Here is a 19032-nt window from a genome sequence, read left to right on the forward strand (position 1 = left end):
TGCGGCTGGAATATGAAAATTAAATGACAAGTATATTAATCTAGCCCATATCAGATCAGTGCTAGCGCGATATACCGTGTGTTTTTTTAATCAGGCACTACACTCAGATTATTCTCTTGCCCACTGAGTCTTTATTTTGTACCTTGCTGAACTTGCCGCACTCGAAAAAATCATTGCCAGCGCCGGCGCTCAACTCCGCACTCAGCAGCACGGCAGCGTGACGTATCAGCAGCATTCATTTCCGCTGTATAGCTTGCAATTGGGATCACAAGATCCGGCCGCGCCGGTGATTGGTTTTTTTGCTGGAGTGCATGGCTTAGAGCGCATTGGTAGCCAGATTTTAATTGCCTTTTTGCAGAGCCTTTTGCAGCGGCTCAGCTGGGATCGCAGCCTGCAGTATCAGCTTGAATCGCTACGCATGGTGTTTATGCCCATTATCAATCCCATCGGCATGGCGCTGGGCCGCCGCGCCAATGGCAATGGCGTCGATTTAATGCGTAACGCCCCGATGGATGCTGATGGTCCAGCGGCGTTTTTAGTCGGCGGCCATCGTATCAGCCGCCATTTACCTTGGTTTCGTGGGCCACAGGATGCGGCGATGGAAAGCGAAAACCAAGCGCTTTGCGCGGTAGTCCAAGCGCAATTACTCACGAGCCCGCTGAGCATTGCACTCGATTGCCATTCGGGCTTTGGCTTGCGCGATCGAATCTGGTTTCCCTACGCCGCTACGCGCCAGCCCATGCCGCAGCTGGCCGAAGTCTACGCACTGCAACAGCTGTTAAACCAGTGCTATCCGCACCACCCCTATGTGATTGAGCCGCAAGCGCGGCAGTACTGTACGCATGGCGATGTATGGGATTATTTATTACACAGCATCGTTCCCAAGCCCGCCACACCAAGCGCCAGCCAATCTCCTCACACACGTATTTTTTTACCCTTCACCCTTGAATTAGGCTCTTGGCTTTGGATTAAAAAAAATCCACGGCAGTTTTTTTCTATCGCCGGGTTCTTTAATCCCTTGGTCGCGCATCGCCAGCGCCGCGTACTGCGTCGCCATTTACCGTTACTTGAATTTCTGATTCGCGCCACCCACGATTACCGCAGTTGGCTACCGCAATCGCTCAAACGCATGGACTGCCAACACGCGGCCATCGAGCAATGGTATCGGCAAGATCGACCATGAAAAACTGGGTTTTACTCCGTGGCTTAATGCGTGAAACACGGCACTGGGGCGATTTTGCACAGCAATTGCAGCAGCAATATCCACAAGATCGCATCATCATGCTCGACTGGCCGGGCAATGGTCAGCTCAATGCGCAAATCAGCCCAAACCGCATCGAACAGATGGTGCAATACCTCAGGCAAACGCTGATCGAGCAAGGGCATCAAGCGCCCTACCATGTAATAGCGCTCTCGCTTGGCGCGATGGTGGCCATTGCCTGGGCGCAGCAAGCGCCCAATGAATTGGCCAGTGCCACGCTGATCAACACCAGCTTGCGCCCGTTTAATCGGTTTTACCAACGCCTAAGGCCGCGCAATTATCCGCAACTACTGCGCCTACTGTTCAGCACTGCCGCGCAACAAGAACAAATCATTTTGCAACTCACCAGCAACACCAGCATTCGATCGCAAGCTCAGCTATTACCGCAATGGATCGCGTACCAACAGCAATATCCGATTCGCCGCAGTAATATTTTGCGGCAATTATTTGCTGCTCTGCGCTACCGCAGCCGCCTTAATTGCCCCGCTGTTCCGCTGCAATTGCTAGCCAGCCAATGCGATCAGCTGGTGAGCGCACAATGCAGCCAAACACTGGCACAGCGCTGGCAAATCCCGTTGTATCGCCACCCCAGCGCAGGGCATGATTTACCACTGGACGATGCCGCCTGGGTGCTCGCGCATTTGCAGCTTGGCCAGCCAACATGATTTTGATGGGCAATCGATCTTAGGCAAAAAAAGGGTATATCTACACAGCGCTTATGGATAAAGCGCCGCATCGATATACCCTTAAATCACCAGCCGCATCACTGCTACAGCAGGTCTTCAAATCAAATTATTTATTATTTTCTTCTGCCTGACACGCCGCAGCAGTAAACAAGACGTCGGTTGATGAATTCAACGCGGTTTCCGCCGAATCTTGCAACACGCCAATGATAAAGCCGACGGCCACTACCTGCATTGCCACGTCATTCGAAATCCCAAACAAGCTACACGCCAATGGAATCAATAACAAAGAGCCGCCAGCCACACCCGAAGCGCCACACGCACAAATCGCGGCCACCAAACTCAATAGCAAGGCCGTTGGCACATCCACCGCAATACCCAGCGTATGCACCGCCGCCAAAGTCAGCACCGTAATCGTAATCGCCGCACCGGCCATATTGATGGTCGCGCCCAAAGGAATCGACACTGAATACGTATCTTCATGCAAGCCCAGCTTTTCACACAAAGCCATATTCACTGGAATATTCGCCGCTGAACTGCGGGTAAAAAACGCCGTAATCCCGCTCTCGCGCAAGCAAGTAAACACCAAAGGGAATGGATTTTTGCGGATTTTCCAAAACACAATCAAAGGATTGAGTACCAAAGCCACCAGCAACATACTGCCCAATAACACCCCCAACAGCTGGGCATAGCTCAATAAAACACTCAAGCCCGTTTCGGCCAGCGTCGTCGCAACCAAGCCAAAAATACCCAAGGGCGCAAAACGAATAATCAAACGCACAATAAACGTAATGCCGTAGCTTAAATCGTGCACCACTAATTTAGTGCTTTCAGCAGCATGTCTGAGTGCAATCCCCAGCGCAATCGCCCACGCCAAAATGCCAATAAAATTGGCTTGCAATAAAGCATTAATTGGATTGTCCACCACATTAAACAACAAGCTTTTAATGACTTCGCCAATGCCGCCGGGCGGGGCTAATTTACCGCTTTGCGCCACCAAAGTCAGCGCCGTCGGAAAAGCAAAACTCATCATCACCGCAACCAAAGCCGCCGAAAACGTACCCAATAAATACAGCACTAAAATCGGCCGAATATGCGTTGGCTGGCCTTGTTTATGATTGGCAATCGACGCCGCCACCAACACAAACACCAAAATCGGCGCCACTGCTTTAAGCGCACTAATAAATAAATTACCCAGCAAACCCACCGATTTTGCCGCATCAGGCGCAATCAAACTCAGCAGAATACCCGCCACCAAACCCAGCATAATCTGGCCCACTAAACTTCCATGCTTTATATAGCGCAGCAAATGATTCATTCTATTCCTCTCTCAAAGTATCCCCACCCTCAAATACCTCAAAATCAGTGGGGGTGAACAGTCTAGCGGTAAAAATGACATTTTTTTGAACTATTTAGCGATAAATCATCAGATTTAAATCTACGAAAGCAAATCAAACGGCAAAAAAAAGAAAGCCCCTAAATTCAGTAAGAAAAACAGCCGATAAAAAAGCGCCCGCCCTTCTTCAAGCACCAAACAGCTCAATCCATCATCGCGTTAAATTTACTCACGCTGTGATCGATCTGTTCCGGCGCGTAATTATTGCCTACCGAATAAGCCGCAATTTTGCCCAGATGGGTGTAACTCAAACCGGTTTCATCCGCCCAAGTATTAAACGCCTGCTGAATGCGTTCTAAATCGCGTTTGGCGCTCGGTTGAGCGGGAATATCCAAACCGGCTTGCTGCAGCGCCAACACCACATCTTGGCTTAATACAAAACCATCTTTGCCGACATAGCGCAAAAACCACTGCCCGGTATTGCCCCCCAAGCGGCTGCCGCGTTTTTTTAGCACCGCCATCAAATCGATCTGCCGCGACGCAGGAAACGTATTTAAAAACCGCGCAAAACTACCGTACTCATGGCTATACGCCCGCACAAAGCTGACATTCTCCATCAGCGCTTTAATCCGCGGCCAATGCCGTACCACGCGAGGATCATTGCAATACGCCTCCCACTGCTCGGCAGACAGCATCGCCAACCGATCGACATCAAAACCCAAAAAAGCCGCCTCAAACTGCGGCCATTTGTTATTGATCACCGTCCAATTAAAACCCGCTTGATTAATCGTGCGGCACATCATCGCCAACACCCGATCATCGGGCAACGCCAAAAACTGCGCCTCGCTCGCCACCTTGGGCAATAAAGCCTGTAAAGCCCGCGCCCCACCTTTACGCGCCATCGCGCGGGCTTGAATCTCAGCAAATTTTTCCATCATCGTCTCCAAATCACCTACCACCGCAGCAAGCCAAACCTCGCCGAGTCGCTACCCAACATCATACCCAAGTCCAACGCAGCGCAGCGCGAACTGATGACCAAACAACACGATCAACGCAACATCGCCAAGAGCGATTCATCCAGTGAGGGAATAACAAGCTGAGGTTAATACGGGGGTATGAATAACAAGGCTTGAAAAATAAAGAGCGGCAATTAAATACCTAGGTAGGGTGTATTCGACGCGCAGCGGCAATACGCCTATTGACATAGAGATTCAGCGTGGTGATGTGCGATGGTTGATTATATGACCGCGGTATGGCGCGTAATATTTATAGCGATCACGCCCCATACCGTACTGCGCTGCAATTAGCTCACCCCTTTGAATGTTTGATTCGCAAATGCACAAGGGCTGCTACCAAATTGAATGGCCGTATCAGTCCCACTCGAATGTAGTTAGCCAGCAAGTGCCGCCTTCATGAGGCTGACTGCTGCATCTTTGGCGACTGCTTTGACTAGATCGAATGTCATGGATACCCCTTGATCGACGAAAGTCTTCTTTGTTTTCTGCCATACGGTTTCACTGCGAATTGCATCAAGAAATTCATGCCCTTCCCAAGTAAGGCGCTGTGCGAAAAAGTCCTTAACCTCTGGGCCAATAGTTTTGCTTACTTGGCCATTAACAAGTCCTGCTTCGATAAGCAGGGTCATGTGATATGAGATTTCTGCAGCCCGATCCGGTGGAAAACTACCTAAGCGAACCATATCAGCAGGAAGAGTGCACTCCTCAACCTTTGTAAGAAGCTCTCGAATTGTTTCCCAATTACGTTTCATTTTGCTGAGCCTCGTGAGTCAATGGAATTGGTGGCTAACGTTTGACATAAAGGACGTGCTTTAGCGCGTCCCGCTTGATGGATGGGTTAGGCTTTTAATCTTTGTCTTGAGACTCCATAAACGCACGGCGAAATGCCATAGGTTCGGAAATACCAGGAATCGGAGCTTGCGGGTTGCCAGAGCCTGAAATAACTAGCGTACCAAAATTAAAAATACGACCAAGAATGCCCTGATTTACTTGAATACTTTCTACTTTACTGATGTTGAGTTCAACTGTCTGACGGCTGATGAAGCCAAACTTTGCAATAACTCTTTTATTTGTAAAGGCAAGTTCTGTCGTTTTATATCGAATAAAAGCAACAAGCCAAAAAATAAGACCAATACCAATAGAGATTGTGAGAAGTCCAAGAACTATCAGCGGAGCAAGTGACCAAAGACTAACATTGCCTTTGTAAATTACTTTTTCGTCTTTAATTAGTGCGTCTTCCATATAACTTGCCATATTACTTTCCTTTTTTATTGAGGCGATTCAAAGGCATCACCAAAAGCCTAACGTGAAGATAACCGGCGTCGAGAGGCTTAATCGCGCAGCGTCCAGCGACCAGCGACCAAAGGAAGGGAGATTGAGCGTAGGGTTAGGTTTCTGTTTCAAGGTACCACCCAACCAAATCAGTTACTGCGTCATACACGTTGTAAATAACCTCACAATCGCAAAACCCACCGTGTTCTTGAAGTTGCGTATCCCGTTTGTTGTTTTCATTATTTATTTCCAAGAATCAAAAATTGAACCAATAGCCCTTCTTGTGCCAAAAGACTGAAATCAAATCCTTAGCAAATCATGCCCAAGCAGCCAGTACAGCCCATAAAAATTACAAAGGCATACTACACCACATCCTTACAAACCTTTCATAAAAACAAAGCATTGTCATATTCTTGCCGCATTCCCCGCAAAGCCCCTATCGCCCCAGATTGCTGCACACCATCGGCTCAATACGCAATCAACGCAGAGCATTCAATCGCGATAAAAAATAACAGCAAAAATCTAGGGATTGTTGACGTTTGGTTTTCGGTCGCTGCTGACGCAATTTTCGCGGCAGATCAAGGCATTATATGCGACCAATAACCAGTTATTTAATGATGTATAAGCCAGAAATCCAAATAAATAAGGGACTGTAGCCATATACATAGGGTGTATGCCACGCGCAGCGGCAATACGCTAATTGGCTTAGGGATTCAGAGGATGGTGAGCGATGCGTGCTTGATTACGCCCTACTTGCTGCACTTTCTGGTTTGTAATTCTGTTTCCAGTAGCTACCTAAAGGCAACATTACAATATGTAAAACTAGCCACCAAAGAAAAACAGGTGCAACACCATAAAAGTGACTTGCTGGCATATAACCATGGGACATTTGATTTCTTAAATCTCCATATATTTTATCTATTAAAATTGCTTGAAGATTTCCGACAATATCTTGCCCCAAAACTTCAATAATAACTGGGTGTTCTAATAGAAACTTAAGGCCACTTCTTTCTTGGGAGCCATCACCGTGCAATGTTGTTGGTTCCTCACCCTGACTTCGAGCCAAGTATCTAAGTGAATTTTCAATTTGTGGAATAAGAATATGACACGCACTTAGGAAATCCCCTTCAAGGCCGAAAGTAAGTCCTTTAATATAAAAGTATTCGTGACCATAGGGTATAAACGGACTGTTTTTTAAAATCGACTCTAGTGCGTATTCAGAAACATGATGCTGAATCATTAGCTCATTGAGGGCCGGTCGTATCTGCCCTTGGACTGCTAACTGATGATCAATTCCAATATTTTTCATCATCGTAGCCCAAGTAGCTGGGCCATCTTGACTCTCACTGAGTCCCATACCAGCCGGAACCGTAGCAACTGTGATACCTTCGTGATCTATATGCATTCCACCAAACATCCATGCAAAACTCTTTTGCATCTGCTCGATTGCTTGCTTTTTCAGTCTGTTAATATCTGTAGGTCTTGAAACCAAAACACCAAGCCTAAAAAGCATATCGAAAAAATCTTTACCTTGAACTTGAATTTTTGCTTGATGAACAATTTCGCTAACGTCTTGTGCTGGCGTTGAAAACTCATGGAGTTGATGGAGAGATTCAATCTGGCGGTCTCTCATTGTTTCATATAACTCAAGTCTTTCTTGCCTTGTATTGGGAACTTTAGACAATGCATCGATTGCTTTAAGTATGCACCCGGCAGCTATCAGCCCACCCTCTTGAGATTCGGAATCTTTGACATGGCAAGCAGCTATTTTTTTCCAGATTTCTTGCTGTTTACCTTTATTTCGAGTCGAGAGTGCAGAGTTCAATGCACACTCCCACGCATTTATCGCTGTCCTAGTATCACCTAATTCGAAACGAATTTGAGCAATTTCCTCTGCTGTATTGAGAATCCAGTCATTACTCCCAACGCTACATTCATGTGATAACTTCAATAAACGTAAAGCATAAAAGGGATTATCATCTAGCTTTTTACTATTTATCTCAGATGTAATGAAATTAGCTAATTTTTCGAACAAATCAGGCCGCTGAGTGTCTCTTCTGAACATACAGCTCAACCTTAATGCACGTTCGATTCGCTCTGCTGGGTAAACCCATGAATCAGCTATTGTTAATAATTTTTTTGCAGATTCAAGATATGACTCTATTGCCATATATGCATGATCAACACTTCCAACTTTTGTAACCCAAGAAATATCTGCTAATCGTGCTTTTAACTCAGGAATTGTCACAAACGAGCAAAATTGAGAAAGCGCGCTCAAAGACTCTTTAGAAAAATCATTAGCAATAAGGCCTCTATGGTCTTGCATTATAAATTTAGGTGAAAATGGAGCTTTCGGATTTTCAGGCTTTAGGTGCATCGAGCAAGTGGCTGATAGTAACTTTGAGGCATTACAGTTTTTAATACTCCCAAAAACCGATTCTAATTCAGAATACACGGGGCTTTTACATGAACTGGCTATTTGCTCTTGATCTAATGATTGTAACTCTTCTAAAGTCACTTCAACTTCTTGAATTGACATATAACCTCCGTGTGTAGATTGCTTGGGCAGTACTGTAGGTTGGGCTAAGCCTGCGCAGCCCAACGTTTACCGCGCACCTAGGCCATAATTTCAATCGAAAACATCAACCTGCAGCACCAATAAATCATGCTAAAGCTTGGCTAAAATAACAAGAAAAATCATGCACGCTTGTACTTCGATAAAACATTTTCATGATTCCGACATCGCTTCAAAGCAATCTCGTAATGAAATGAATCGCGATTACAGATTGACACTCGGTAAACGTTGGGCTGCGCAAGCTTAGCCCAACCTACGATACTGATTGGATGCCGGTGATCTCGGCGGCAGATTGGCGGGTTACGCCTGAAGGCTAACCCGCCCTACGCTTGGGATTTACGTTTTGGTATTTGATTGCAGGCCATGATAATCAAAGCCCCGCAACCAATACCCCCCCATCACCGCCCTTCCATCACGCTAATCACGCTTCGGCCGCCGGCGGTTTTTTGTACGCTGATTTTGCTGGCGATGCGTTCGGTCATTTCTTGTACGTGCGAGATGACGCCGACTTTTCGGCCTAGCGCTTGCAGGCCGTCGAGCGCGTCCATGGCGATGCTGAGGGTGTCGGCGTCGAGGCTGCCAAAGCCTTCGTCGATAAATAGCGATTCAACGCGCACGCGCTGCGATGAGAGTGATGCCAAACCGAGCGCCAGCGCCAGCGACACCAAGAATGATTCGCCGCCCGAGAGCGAATGCACCGAGCGCGCCTCAAAGCCCATGTCTTGGTCGATCACCATCAGCGCCAGCGTGTCGTTAATCCTTTGCAAGCGGTAGCGACGGGAGAGTTGCTGCAAGTGCCGATTGCTATAGCCGAGCAACACATCGAGCGTGTATTGCTGGGCGTAATTGCGGAATTTTTTACCGTCGCTTGAGCCAATTAAATCGCCCAGTTGCGCCCAGCGGCGCTGGATGGTTTCTTGCGCGGCGATTTCTAGCAGCAGATCGGCGGCGGCATTGCGGCGCGCTTCGTCTTGGGCGAGTTGTAATTGCAAGGTGGCAACTTTCGCCTGCGCGGCGGCTTGTTCGCGGCTGATGTCTGCAGCCTGCGCTTGCAATTGCGCCAGCGCGGCGCCGTCCTCAGCGTTGACGAGCTCGGGCTGTTGCGCTTGGTGTTGTTGCTGTTGCAAACAGCGTTCTTGCAATACCGTCTGCGCGTGCAATAGCGCCGTATCCAGCGCCAATAGCGCGGCGCGCTCGCTGGCTAACCCTGCTGCATCTAATGCCAAATGTTGTCGTAACACCGCCAGTTCAATGCCCTGCTCGGCCAACCATTGATCAAGTTGCTGCTGCGCGCGGTGCGCTTGCTGTTGCCACTGGCTTTGCTGCGCTTGGGCTTGCACCAACGCCGCTTGCTCGCGAACCACTTGCTGCGCGGCCGATTGTGCGGCGAGCAGGGCTTGGTTTTGCAGCGCTTTGGCGCTGGCCAAGGCTTGCGCCAACTGCGCCTCAACACTCGCTACGCTGTGTCCGGCAAACAGCGCCTGTCGTTCCGATTGCAATGCGCTTAGCGCGGCTTGCTCGGCATTCCATTGCGCTTGCAAGCGCTGCTGCTCAGCGCTGGCTTGTTGCGCGGCGGCGAGTAATCCAGCCACCGCTTGCGCCAGTAAGGCGGTGCTTTGTAGACCGCTCGCGTGTGCGCTGTGCTGCGCCAACCAAAGCTGAGCTTGCTGTTGCCAATGCGCTTGCTCCGCCGCCGGATCGGCCTGCCAGCGCGTTTGCCAAGCAGCGTCAAACTGTAAAGCCGGTGCCAATTGCGCCAAGCTGGCGGCGCAGCGCGCGGCGTGCTCTTGCTCGGCAAGTTGCGCGGCAGCCCGTTGCGTGGCGATCTGCTGCAATACGCTTTGGCATTGTTGCACCGCGTCTTTCTGACTTTGCTGCGCTTGGTTGGCTTGCTCAAATGCTGCTTGTGCGCTGTCTTTGGCCTGCTGCGCGTGTTGCCATGCGGCTTCTTGCGTGGCCATGACGCTGGCATGTGTTTGTAATGCGGTGTGTTGCTTGGCAAGCCATGCAGGCTGCTCAGCCGGACTCATTGTGCTGATTTCGGCCAGTAAAGCATGGTTTTGCCATTGTGAATTTAAGGCATCGCGCTCAGCGGTGATGCGGATGATTTCGGGGTGAATCTCGGCCAAAGCGCGCTGGATATTGGCAAGCTCGGCATTCAATTGGCTGTGTAAGCTTAATTGCTGTTGCTGCTGCTGCCGCTGCGTGGCGACTTCGGCTTGTAAGCTGGCCAACATCGCTTGCAACTGCGGATTTGCACTGACGTAAGGATGATCGAGCGCACCACAGACTGGGCAAGGCGCATCCTCTTGCAGCGCATCGCGTAGCGACTCAACGTTGCTGTTACACGCCGCTTCGGCCAATTTGAGCGAGCGCTCAGCTTGCGCCAAGCTGGCGGCAATCAGCGGTTGCTGCTGCGTTAGCGCGACCAAGGCGTGCTCGGTTTGCGCCTGCGCCGCTTGCTGCATGGCTTGCTGATGCAGCAATTTATCCAGCTGTGCCGTGTATTCGCTAATGCGCTGCACCAGTTGCTGGGCGCTGGCTAAATCATCGCGCCGCTGCGTCCATTGCAGTTTTTGCGCCGGCAAGCTGCCAATGTCAATTTGCGCCTGCTGGGCTATGGCGACTTGCCGCTGCTGCTCGGCCTGCTGCAGCGCGATTTGTGCTGTTGCTAATTGTTCATTCGCGGCACTGAGCTGCGCCGTTTGCGTAGCGTGCGCTTGCGTCAATTGGGCGCATTGGCTGGCCGCGCCTTGGGCGGCGGTACGCGCCGCTGCCGCTTGTTGTAGCTGCACCGCATACACAGCCCAATTCTGCGCCAAATCTTGATACTGGGTATGTGCATGCAGCCATTTTTCAGCATTGGCTAGCTGTATATACCCATGCTCAAGCTCTTTTTGTTGCTGCTCGTGCTGCGCCCATGCTTGCTGCGCGGCGTGATTGGCTTGCGCCACCGTACTGTGCAATGCCGCTTGTGCGGATTGGCGAATGTCGATGCTGGTGTCGAGCTTTTTGGCGGCATCCAGTTGTGGTGCCGCAGCGCTTTGCGCTTGTTCGGCCGCCAGTTGCTGGCTTTGCGCTTGGTTCAATGCGGCATTGGCTGTGTCACTGGCCTGATTGGCCGCGCTCAATTGCTGCTGCCCCACGGTGATGGCCGCGCTGGTTTGCGCCAAACTCGTGGCAAGGCGATCCACGTCAAGCAATAAAGGGCGGGCGGCTTGCACCAAATCGAGCTGTTGCAGCATTTCGCGGCGTGAGGCCGCCGCCGCGTGGGCAGTCTGTTGTTCATCCACGGCAACTTGCGCGGCGTTCACGCCAAGGGCGAGTTTGTCGGCCTCGGTGTACCAGCGTAGTGCGTTATTCAATGACTGCGCCGTGGTATCGAGGGTGCTTAAAGCTTGCGCGGCAGTAGTGGCAGCCACATCCAGCTCGCTACGCGCCTCTGCACTGAGTGGTTTTTGATCAGCGAGTCGATCGTTAATCCGCTGCAGCGCTTGTAATTCAGCTTTGGCGCGAACAAAAGCGCCTTGCGAGAGCTGGCTATAAATGGTGCTGCCGGTGAGCGTTTCTAATAGCTCGCCGCGCTCGTTATCATCGGCTTTTAAAAAGCTGGAAAACTCATTTTGCGCCAGCAATACCGCCCGAGTGAATTGCTCAAAATTCAAACCAATGCGCTGGATGATCTCGGCTTTGACTTCATTTTTTTTGCCGCCAATCGGCTGCATGTGCGGCAATTGCAGCAGCGACATCGTACTGGCTTGCAAGCTGCCTTTAACGCTGCCGCGCGCCCGGCGCACGCTCCAGCGCGCGCGATAGCTCGCGCCATCGTTGCCGACAAAATCCACTTCGGCATAGCCATCAGCACAGCCACGGCGCAGCAAATTGGCGGCGTCTTGATGGGTGATTAAATCCGTGCCGTCAGGCAAGGTTTTACCGCTACCGGCTTTAAGTAAGCGCGGCGTGCTCTCATACAGCGCCATGCACAGCGCGTCGAGCAATGTGCTTTTGCCAGCGCCCGTTGGGCCGCTAATGGCAAATAAACCGGCAGATTTAAGTGGCTCTTGCTCAAAATCAACCCCAAATTCACCGGCCAAAGAGGCAAGGTTTTTACCGCGTATCGCTAAAATTTTCATTTTTCATCCGCCCCTGCATTGAGCATTAATTCGGCCAATGCCGCCATCAACTCGGGCGGTGCATCCGCCGCGTATTTGCTGCGATAGAGGCGATTAAAAATGGCATCGGGCTGCAATTGCGCTAATTCAGGCAAGGTTTCATCTTCAAGCTCAGCGCTATTTTTAGCGGCAAAGCGAGTTTCAATTTTGGCCAAGCGCACCGGTTTGCCTTCAATGGCCGCTTCAATTTGCGCGCGCAAACCGGGCTCGGGCTGCTCCAGCGCAATACGCACTTCTAAAAACGGGTACTGCTCGGGCGCTAAATCCGCCGGTAAATTAAGCGCCGCAAGTGCCGCCAACACCTCGGCCATTGGCGCGGCTTTTTTCGGCACGCGCAATAAATCCACCGCGCGCGGCACCAATAAAGGCGTCACATCCACCACTGTTTCGCCTGCAGTATCAAAGCGCAGCACTTGATGCGGATACGCCACTTCGGCAAACGACAGCGGAATCGGGCTACCGCAATAGCGAATATGCGCTTGTTGCCCCACCATTTGCGCCAAATGCAAATGCCCCAAAGCGGCGTAGGCGATATTGGCGTCAAACATTTTGGCCGATAGCGCTTCGCTGCCACCAATCACAATCGGCCGCTCTGAATCTTGCGAGACTTCACCACCCACCATATGGCAATGCCCGAGCGCAATAATCGGCTGACCGGCTTGGCGCAGGCGAAGCGCATACGCCAAAGTCTGTTGATACAGCGCAGTAATTCCGGCGGTATACGGGTCAGCGCCTTCGGCTAAATCGGCAACGCGTGGCACATCTCCCGGGCGTAAAAATGGAATCGCTAAACACCACGCCGCCACGCCTTGCGCGTCCTTCAGGGGAATGACTAAACGGCTGACGTTGATTTGCCCTGCCGCATCGCGCGGTACAAAGCCGATTACGCTGGCATCCATCCCTTCTAAAAACGGCGCGGGCATTTCAAGCCGCCCCGGTGAATCATGATTACCGGCGATAATCACAATATTGAGCGCCGGAACGCGCGCCTTGGCTTGCTGCAAAAATTGATAAAACTGCTTTTGCGCTGCGGCCGAAGGATTGGCGTTATCAAAAATATCCCCCGAAATCAGCAAGGTTTGCGCTTGCTCGGTCACCAAGGTCGCCAGCAACCAATCCAAAAAGCATTGATGCTCAAATCGACGCTCAAAATGATGCAAGGTTTGGCCTAAATGCCAATCAGAGGTGTGAATAAAACGCATGCTCATCCCAAAGTGAATCATTCAGTGTGCCGTTGGCCATCTTGCTCAGCCTTGATCAACATTCAACCGCAACACAAAACTGCCCAATATAACCGAATCAATCCCACGCCGTCAGTAAGCCAAGGCAAAGCCGCACGAATCCCCACTCCCCACTCCCCACTCCCCACTCCCCACTCCCCACTCCCGCCCCAACCTTGATCCAGATCGCGCAGTGTGCCTAGTTTACTGCGCTGACTTGGACTTCAAGGTATGCTGCCAAGCCGATTCAAACTTTGCCCACATTGCTGGGTACTCTGTTTAAGGAACGCCAATGCCAAAGCGCAATGTGCAATTGATCATCATCGACCCGCAAAATGACTTTTGCGATCAAGCCGGCGCTGCGCTGCCCGTCGCGGGTGCCAGCGCTGATTTGCAGCGCATTGGTGCGCTTTTGGCCCAGCAAGGCACCGCGCTTAGCCAAATTCATGTCACGCTCGATTCGCATTTACCGGTGGATATTGCCCACCCGAGTTGGTGGTGTGATGCCACTGGCCAACTCCCCGCGCCGTTCACCGTGATCAGCCAAAACGAGGTTGAGCGCGGTGTGTGGCGCGCGCGCGATCCGGCGCAGCAAGCGCATAGTTTGGCGTATGTGCAAGCGCTCAGTGGCAATCAACGCTATCAACTAATGATTTGGCCCGAGCATTGCCTGATTGGCAGTTGGGGGCAAGCGGTGCAAACTGATTTACTCGCAGCGCTCTATGCATGGCAACGGCAAACGCTCAAACCGCTGCACTTTATTCATAAAGGCAGCAATCCACGTAGCGAGCATTATTCGGCGCTGCAAGCCGAAGTGCCGGATGTGAATGATGCGGTTAATCCTGCCAATACCGCGTGGTTGGCAGAGCTGGCTCAGGCCGATTTGATTTTGATTGCCGGCCAAGCACTATCGCATTGCGTGGCCAGCACGGTGCGCGATTTAGCCAACGCCTTGGGCGAAGCGCAGATGCATAAATTAGTATTACTCACCGATTGCACCAGCCCTGTGGCCGGTTTTGCCGAACAAGGGCAAGCTTTTATCACCGAGATGCGCGCCCGTGGCATGCAAACCGCCAGCCATTTAACGCTGACGCTCGATCATTGATCCAACTTAGAAGCGATCTTTGCATGACAACTTTAGTGCCTGTGATTGAGTCTTTACTCGACACCGATTTATATAAATTCACCATGATGCAAGAAATCTTGCATAGCCAGCCGCAAACGCAATCGGAATACGCGTTTAAATGCCGCAATCGTACCGCGCTGCCGCTCGCGGCTTGCCAAGCCGAAATCAACGCCCAGCTTGATCATTTATGTACGCTACGCTTTAGCGAGGACGAGCTGGCGTATTTAGCGGGGCTGCGCTTTATCAAATCGGATTTTGTCGATTTTTTGCGTTTATTTCAGTTGCAACGCCGCTTTATTTGCGTCAGCGAATCAACGCAACAGCCGGGCCAATTGTGCATCACCGTGAAAGGGCCGATGCTGCATTGCATGTTGTTTGAAATCTACGTGCTATCGATTGTCAATGAAGTGTATTTCCGCCAGTTTGCGCTGGCGCCTGCATTAGCAACAGGCCGCGCCCATCTGGCGGCCAAAATCAATACTTTGCAGCAATTTGCCCAGCAAGCGCCGCTGGCCAATCCTTTTGTGTTTTTTGATTTTGGCACTCGGCGGCGATTTTCTCGGCAATGGCATGCCGAAGTGGTGCAAGCACTCGCCAGCCAAACCAGTTCAATGCGCGGCACCAGTAATGTATTGCTCGCCAAACGCTTTGGCCTTACGCCGATTGGCACCATGGCGCATGAATATCTGCAAGCATTTCAAAGCTTTGGTTCACGCCTGCGTGATTTTCAAAAAAATGCGTTAGAGCATTGGGTGCGAGAATATCGCGGCGATTTGGGCATTGCGCTGACTGACGTTGTCGGCACCGACGCGTTTTTACGTGACTTTGATTTGTATTTTTGCAAACTGTTTGACGGCGTGCGCCATGATTCGGGCGACCCATTTATTTGGGGCGAAAAAATCATCGCGCATTATCACACCATGAAAATCGACCCGAGCAGCAAGCAATTGGTGTTTAGTGACGGGCTTAATATTGATAAAGCCATCGCGCTGTACCAACACTTTGCGCCGCGCTCACGCGTCGGCTTTGGAATTGGCACCAATTTATCCAATGACTGCGGACTAGAACCCTTACAAATCGTCATGAAACTGGTGTATTGCAATGGGCAGCCGGTGGCCAAAGTCAGCGATACGCTGGGCAAAGGCATGTGTGAGGATGTGAATTTTCTCAATTATTTATGCGATGTTTTTAAAATCAAATAAGCCGCAAAAATCCATAAAAATCCAATATCGCCGCGTCAATTCAAGCGCCAAACCCGCAAGCGGCAGATCAATTGCGCTTGATCTGCGCAATAGCACTTACCGCGCCAGTATTCGCGCCATTGCGCGGCACGCCCGAGGGGCTGTTCTGACGTCCTCTATTCGCAATCCCATCAAAGCCAATAGGTATTGACTTGTAAGCTATATTAAATATGGCTCACAAAGCAATACCCATTATAAATATCTTTTTTATGTTGGCATTCATTCATCAAAACCGGCCAGCAAATTAAAATTTGAAGGCTTGCGATTTGGGATTGAGCTTCGATTTCATACAAATAGTGAAAGAAATACGTAGGATTTAAGGCCTTATTTACTTCACTTGCACGCCAACTTACTCTTGCTCGAACCAATCACAGTAAAACCTTACCAGCGCACACATCGTAACTGATCACTGATGTATGTACGCCACAGATTGCTTGGATTTTTATTAGGCATTTCCCCTAAAAAGGCCACACGTTGAATAAATTACTCGTCTTTTAAGCTGCAACCCAATACCATCAGCATTAACTAATATACAATTTTTTTAATCTAAATCAAACGCCCATGCCGCGCCTTCCTCGCCTAAATCGCCTTCCTCGCTCGATTGCCCCCTTATTTGAACAGGGCTTTACCTTAATCGAATTGATGGTAACCCTGAGTATTTTGGCGATTTTAACTGCCATTGCTGCGCCAAATTTCAGCCAAATGATGGTGGCCAATCGACTGGCCACGCAAAACAACGAGCTGATTGCCGCCATCAATTTAGCGCGCTCAGAAGCGATCAAACTCAATCGCAGCGTTACTTTTTGTAAGCTTGACTCAGTCAGCGCCAATGCCTGCTCTAGCACGGCAGGCAATTGGTTGCATTGGGGGGTGATCTCAAACGCCGGTGTGATTCGCCGTGGCGCGATCAGTACCGCCAGCGAAATTCGAGTCACTAGCGATTTAAATGCCAATCAACTGCGTTTAGGCGCGGATGGTTTGGCTTACAACAATAACAATCTGGCCGCCGCCAGTATGTCGATTTGGTCGTGCAGCTGGGGCCGCCCGAGCGACAATTTAATGACCCTCTCTATCGGCGCAGGTAGCCGCCTAGTCAGCACCAAAGGGAGCAAAATATGTCAGTAAACCCATTGTCTTCGCCCCGATCACAAGCTGGCTTTAGCCTAATTGAAGTGCTGATTGGGATTGTGGTGCTCTCGGTGGGTTTATTGGGCTTAGCGGCGTTGCAATTGGCCACACTCAAACACAATCAAAGCTCGACCGAGCGCAATATGGCGGTGATTCAAACCAATTCAGTGCTCAGCGCGATGCGCGCGGATCGAGAGAATGCCATCAACGGGCAGTTTAATTTAGGGATTGATAGCGACGTCAGTGCTGGCAGCAGCTTTGCCAGCGGGGTACTCGATCGTTGGCGCACCAGCATTAGCAATCAGTTGGGTGAAGGTGCGAGCGGTGCGGTCAACTGCAACGCGGCGCTGTGCACCGTGACCATCCGCTGGGATGATTCACGCGCCGCGCAAGGCGATCGGGAGCAAACCATCGTTACCGAGGTGTATTTATGAGCGACTCAGTGATGCAACACCGCGCAGGCTTGTGCACTGAGCGTGGGTTTTCGATTGTCGAACTGATGATCGCGGTGGCCATTGCATTGCTGATGATTGCTGCTGTGTCTGGGGTGGTACTGTCGAGCAAGCAAAGCTATCGCAGCTCTGAGGGCTTGTCGCAAGTGAACGAAAGTGGCCGCAGTGCGCTGAGCTTTTTGGAGCGCGCCATTCGCGGCACCGGCGTCATTGCTTGCGGCAATACCCAGCAAGTGGCCAATGTTTTAAATAATCCAAGCGCACAATGGTGGTCCAATTGGGCGGCAATTCGTGGGTTTTCTGGTGATGCCGCCACCAGTGCGGCCGCTTTTGGTTCGGGCGTTGGCCAGCGCATTGCTGGCACACACGCGATTCAACTGCAAGGCATGGGCGATTCGGCGTATAGCATCGAAAGCCATAATGGCGGCTCGGCCAATATCAAACTGGCTGGCAGCGGCCACGATATTGTCGCTGGGGATATTTTAATGGTCTGCGATAGCGATCATGCCACCATTTTTCAAGTTTCAAATATCAATGGCACCGGCAATCTGGTGCATAACAAAGGCAGCGGCACTTCTCCGGGCAATTGCAGTAATGACTTGGCCTTTCCGACTGACTGCGGCAGTGGCCCGACCAGTAAATATGAATTTGCCCCCAACTCAACCGTAGCTAAATTAGCGGCTTCCACTTGGTATATTGGCAATAATGGCCGCAGCCAAGACGGTGACCGCTCGCTGTATCGCGTTGGCATTGATGGCACACCCATCGAAATGGCCGCAGGCGTGGTGGATCTGCAAATCAGCTACCGCATTCCCAGCAGCACCAGCTGGGTGGACGCCAGTAGCTTAAGCAATGCGCAGTGGGATCAAGTCAACGCCGTTACCTTAACGCTGAGCCTACAAAGCGCAGAAAAAAACATTGCCACCGCCGCGACCACCCCTAATGGGCGTTTAACGCGCGAAATCACCCAAGTGATCTCTCTAAGGAATCGAACATTATGATGCGCGCAGCGTTTTATCGCCCTGCACAAGCGGGCATTATTTTAATCATGGCGCTGGTTCTGCTATTGATTGCGACCTTGCTTGGCGTATCTGGCATTCGCAATGTGCTATTGCAAGAAAAAATCAGCGGCAATAATTATGATCAATCCATGGCCTTACAAGCCACCGAATCGGCGCTGCGCGCTGCCGAAGCCAAGATTGAAAGTAATCCCGATATCACCGCGCTCAATGGGCAAAGTTGCCTTGCGCCCACGCTATGCCCGATCTCTCCACCCGATACCCCCGCCACCGGTTGGACCGATGTCGATGCGGCTTTTTTAGTCAACACCACCCTGCTCGACGGCAAGCCGCAGTATTTTATTCAGTTGATGTCCGAAACCAATAGCGACGATGAGTCGGGCATTTCAGGCAGCGCCTCAGCCAATCAATACGGTGGCAGTGGCGGGATTGTCTCGCGCACTTTCCGCATTACTGCACGCAGCTCGCCAGATTCAAGCACGGGTCGTGCCGCAGTTCGCTTACAAACCACCGTCAAAGTCGATAGGTAGC

16 protein-coding genes are annotated in these 19032 nt (G+C 50.9%); 8 read left to right on the forward strand and 8 right to left on the reverse strand.

Annotated features, from left to right (window positions below; genetic code table 11):
• The first annotated feature begins 136 nt into the window (after positions 1-136).
• Entirely contained in the window at positions 137-1183 is a 1047-nt protein-coding gene (locus tag LG219_RS10825; RefSeq protein WP_226764505.1) for a DUF2817 domain-containing protein, read from the forward strand.
• Positions 1180-1926: an alpha/beta fold hydrolase gene (locus LG219_RS10830; RefSeq protein WP_226764506.1), complete on the forward strand. Its 747-nt coding sequence runs from the start codon at positions 1180-1182 to the stop codon at positions 1924-1926. The genes LG219_RS10825 and LG219_RS10830 overlap by 4 nt, the downstream gene beginning before the upstream one ends.
• Positions 1927-2053: 127 nt before the next feature.
• On the opposite strand, the gene sstT is transcribed toward LG219_RS10830, so the two are convergent.
• From sstT to LG219_RS10870, 8 genes are all read right to left on the reverse strand, one after another.
• Positions 2054-3262, reverse strand: a complete 1209-nt coding sequence (gene sstT, locus LG219_RS10835) for a serine/threonine transporter SstT (protein WP_226764507.1) — start codon at positions 3260-3262, stop codon at positions 2054-2056.
• 221 nt (positions 3263-3483) lie between these two features.
• A complete protein-coding gene (locus LG219_RS10840) occupies positions 3484-4215 on the reverse strand; it encodes a DNA-3-methyladenine glycosylase I (protein WP_226764508.1) in 732 nt (243 codons plus the stop codon).
• Positions 4216-4670: 455 nt separating this feature from the next.
• Positions 4671-5048: a DUF2513 domain-containing protein gene (locus LG219_RS10845; protein WP_226764509.1), complete on the reverse strand. Its 378-nt coding sequence runs from the start codon at positions 5046-5048 to the stop codon at positions 4671-4673.
• A gap of 94 nt (positions 5049-5142) precedes the next feature.
• Positions 5143-5550 carry a PH domain-containing protein gene (locus LG219_RS10850; protein WP_226764510.1) on the reverse strand — a complete coding sequence of 136 codons (408 nt, stop codon included), beginning with the start codon at positions 5548-5550 and terminating at the stop codon, positions 5143-5145.
• A 133-nt stretch (positions 5551-5683) separates the two neighbouring features.
• Complete coding sequence (locus LG219_RS15595) at positions 5684-5821, reverse strand: DUF2695 domain-containing protein (RefSeq protein ID WP_226764511.1); 138 nt, start codon at positions 5819-5821, stop codon at positions 5684-5686.
• Positions 5822-6310: 489 nt separating this feature from the next.
• Complete coding sequence (locus LG219_RS10860; RefSeq protein WP_226764512.1) at positions 6311-8107, reverse strand: DUF7380 domain-containing protein; 1797 nt, start codon at positions 8105-8107, stop codon at positions 6311-6313.
• Positions 8108-8541: 434 nt separating this feature from the next.
• On the reverse strand, positions 8542-12276 hold the full coding sequence (locus LG219_RS10865; protein WP_226764513.1) for an AAA family ATPase: 3735 nt from the start codon (positions 12274-12276) through the stop codon (positions 8542-8544).
• Positions 12273-13517 (reverse strand): exonuclease SbcCD subunit D C-terminal domain-containing protein, encoded by a 1245-nt coding sequence (locus tag LG219_RS10870; protein WP_226764514.1) that lies wholly within the window; start codon positions 13515-13517, stop codon positions 12273-12275. The genes LG219_RS10865 and LG219_RS10870 overlap by 4 nt, the downstream gene beginning before the upstream one ends.
• Before the next feature lie 310 nt (positions 13518-13827).
• Here LG219_RS10870 and LG219_RS10875 point away from each other — a divergent pair, with 310 nt between their 5' ends.
• The 6 genes from LG219_RS10875 to LG219_RS10900 all read left to right on the forward strand — a co-directional run bounded on the left by LG219_RS10875 (position 13828) and on the right by LG219_RS10900 (position 19031).
• Complete coding sequence (locus LG219_RS10875; protein WP_226764515.1) at positions 13828-14640, forward strand: cysteine hydrolase family protein; 813 nt, start codon at positions 13828-13830, stop codon at positions 14638-14640.
• Positions 14641-14663: 23 nt separating this feature from the next.
• Complete coding sequence (gene pncB / locus LG219_RS10880; RefSeq protein WP_226764516.1) at positions 14664-15863, forward strand: nicotinate phosphoribosyltransferase; 1200 nt, start codon at positions 14664-14666, stop codon at positions 15861-15863.
• Between the two features lie 600 nt (positions 15864-16463).
• Entirely contained in the window at positions 16464-17027 is a 564-nt protein-coding gene (locus LG219_RS10885) for a GspH/FimT family pseudopilin (protein ID WP_226764517.1), read from the forward strand.
• A complete protein-coding gene (gene pilV, locus LG219_RS10890) occupies positions 17018-17464 on the forward strand; it encodes a type IV pilus modification protein PilV (protein WP_226764518.1) in 447 nt (148 codons plus the stop codon). The genes LG219_RS10885 and pilV overlap by 10 nt, the downstream gene beginning before the upstream one ends.
• The gene (locus tag LG219_RS10895; RefSeq protein WP_226764519.1) at positions 17461-18483 is read left to right on the forward strand and encodes a prepilin-type N-terminal cleavage/methylation domain-containing protein; all 1023 of its coding nucleotides are present in this window, start codon (positions 17461-17463) and stop codon (positions 18481-18483) included. Before pilV ends, LG219_RS10895 begins: the two co-directional genes overlap by 4 nt.
• Positions 18480-19031, forward strand: coding sequence for a pilus assembly PilX family protein (locus LG219_RS10900; RefSeq protein ID WP_226764520.1), 552 nt, complete (start codon positions 18480-18482; stop codon positions 19029-19031). Before LG219_RS10895 ends, LG219_RS10900 begins: the two co-directional genes overlap by 4 nt.
• Position 19032 lies beyond the last annotated feature (1 nt).

The organism is Deefgea salmonis, assembly GCF_020531905.1.
Lineage (GTDB): Bacteria > Pseudomonadota > Gammaproteobacteria > Burkholderiales > Chitinibacteraceae > Deefgea > Deefgea salmonis.

Coding starts and splice junctions, on each gene's coding strand:
- LG219_RS10830 (WP_226764506.1), top strand. CDS start 1,180: ATGAAAAACTGGGTTTTACTCCGTGGCTTAATGCGTGAAACACGGCAC.
- sstT (WP_226764507.1), bottom strand. CDS start 3,262: ATGAATCATTTGCTGCGCTATATAAAGCATGGAAGTTTAGTGGGCCAG.
- LG219_RS10840 (WP_226764508.1), bottom strand. CDS start 4,215: ATGGAAAAATTTGCTGAGATTCAAGCCCGCGCGATGGCGCGTAAAGGT.
- LG219_RS10845 (WP_226764509.1), bottom strand. CDS start 5,048: ATGAAACGTAATTGGGAAACAATTCGAGAGCTTCTTACAAAGGTTGAG.
- LG219_RS10850 (WP_226764510.1), bottom strand. CDS start 5,550: ATGGCAAGTTATATGGAAGACGCACTAATTAAAGACGAAAAAGTAATT.
- LG219_RS10860 (WP_226764512.1), bottom strand. CDS start 8,107: ATGTCAATTCAAGAAGTTGAAGTGACTTTAGAAGAGTTACAATCATTA.
- LG219_RS10865 (WP_226764513.1), bottom strand. CDS start 12,276: ATGAAAATTTTAGCGATACGCGGTAAAAACCTTGCCTCTTTGGCCGGT.
- LG219_RS10870 (WP_226764514.1), bottom strand. CDS start 13,517: ATGCGTTTTATTCACACCTCTGATTGGCATTTAGGCCAAACCTTGCAT.
- LG219_RS10875 (WP_226764515.1), top strand. CDS start 13,828: ATGCCAAAGCGCAATGTGCAATTGATCATCATCGACCCGCAAAATGAC.
- pncB (WP_226764516.1), top strand. CDS start 14,664: ATGACAACTTTAGTGCCTGTGATTGAGTCTTTACTCGACACCGATTTA.
- LG219_RS10885 (WP_226764517.1), top strand. CDS start 16,464: ATGCCGCGCCTTCCTCGCCTAAATCGCCTTCCTCGCTCGATTGCCCCC.
- pilV (WP_226764518.1), top strand. CDS start 17,018: ATGTCAGTAAACCCATTGTCTTCGCCCCGATCACAAGCTGGCTTTAGC.
- LG219_RS10895 (WP_226764519.1), top strand. CDS start 17,461: ATGAGCGACTCAGTGATGCAACACCGCGCAGGCTTGTGCACTGAGCGT.
- LG219_RS10900 (WP_226764520.1), top strand. CDS start 18,480: ATGATGCGCGCAGCGTTTTATCGCCCTGCACAAGCGGGCATTATTTTA.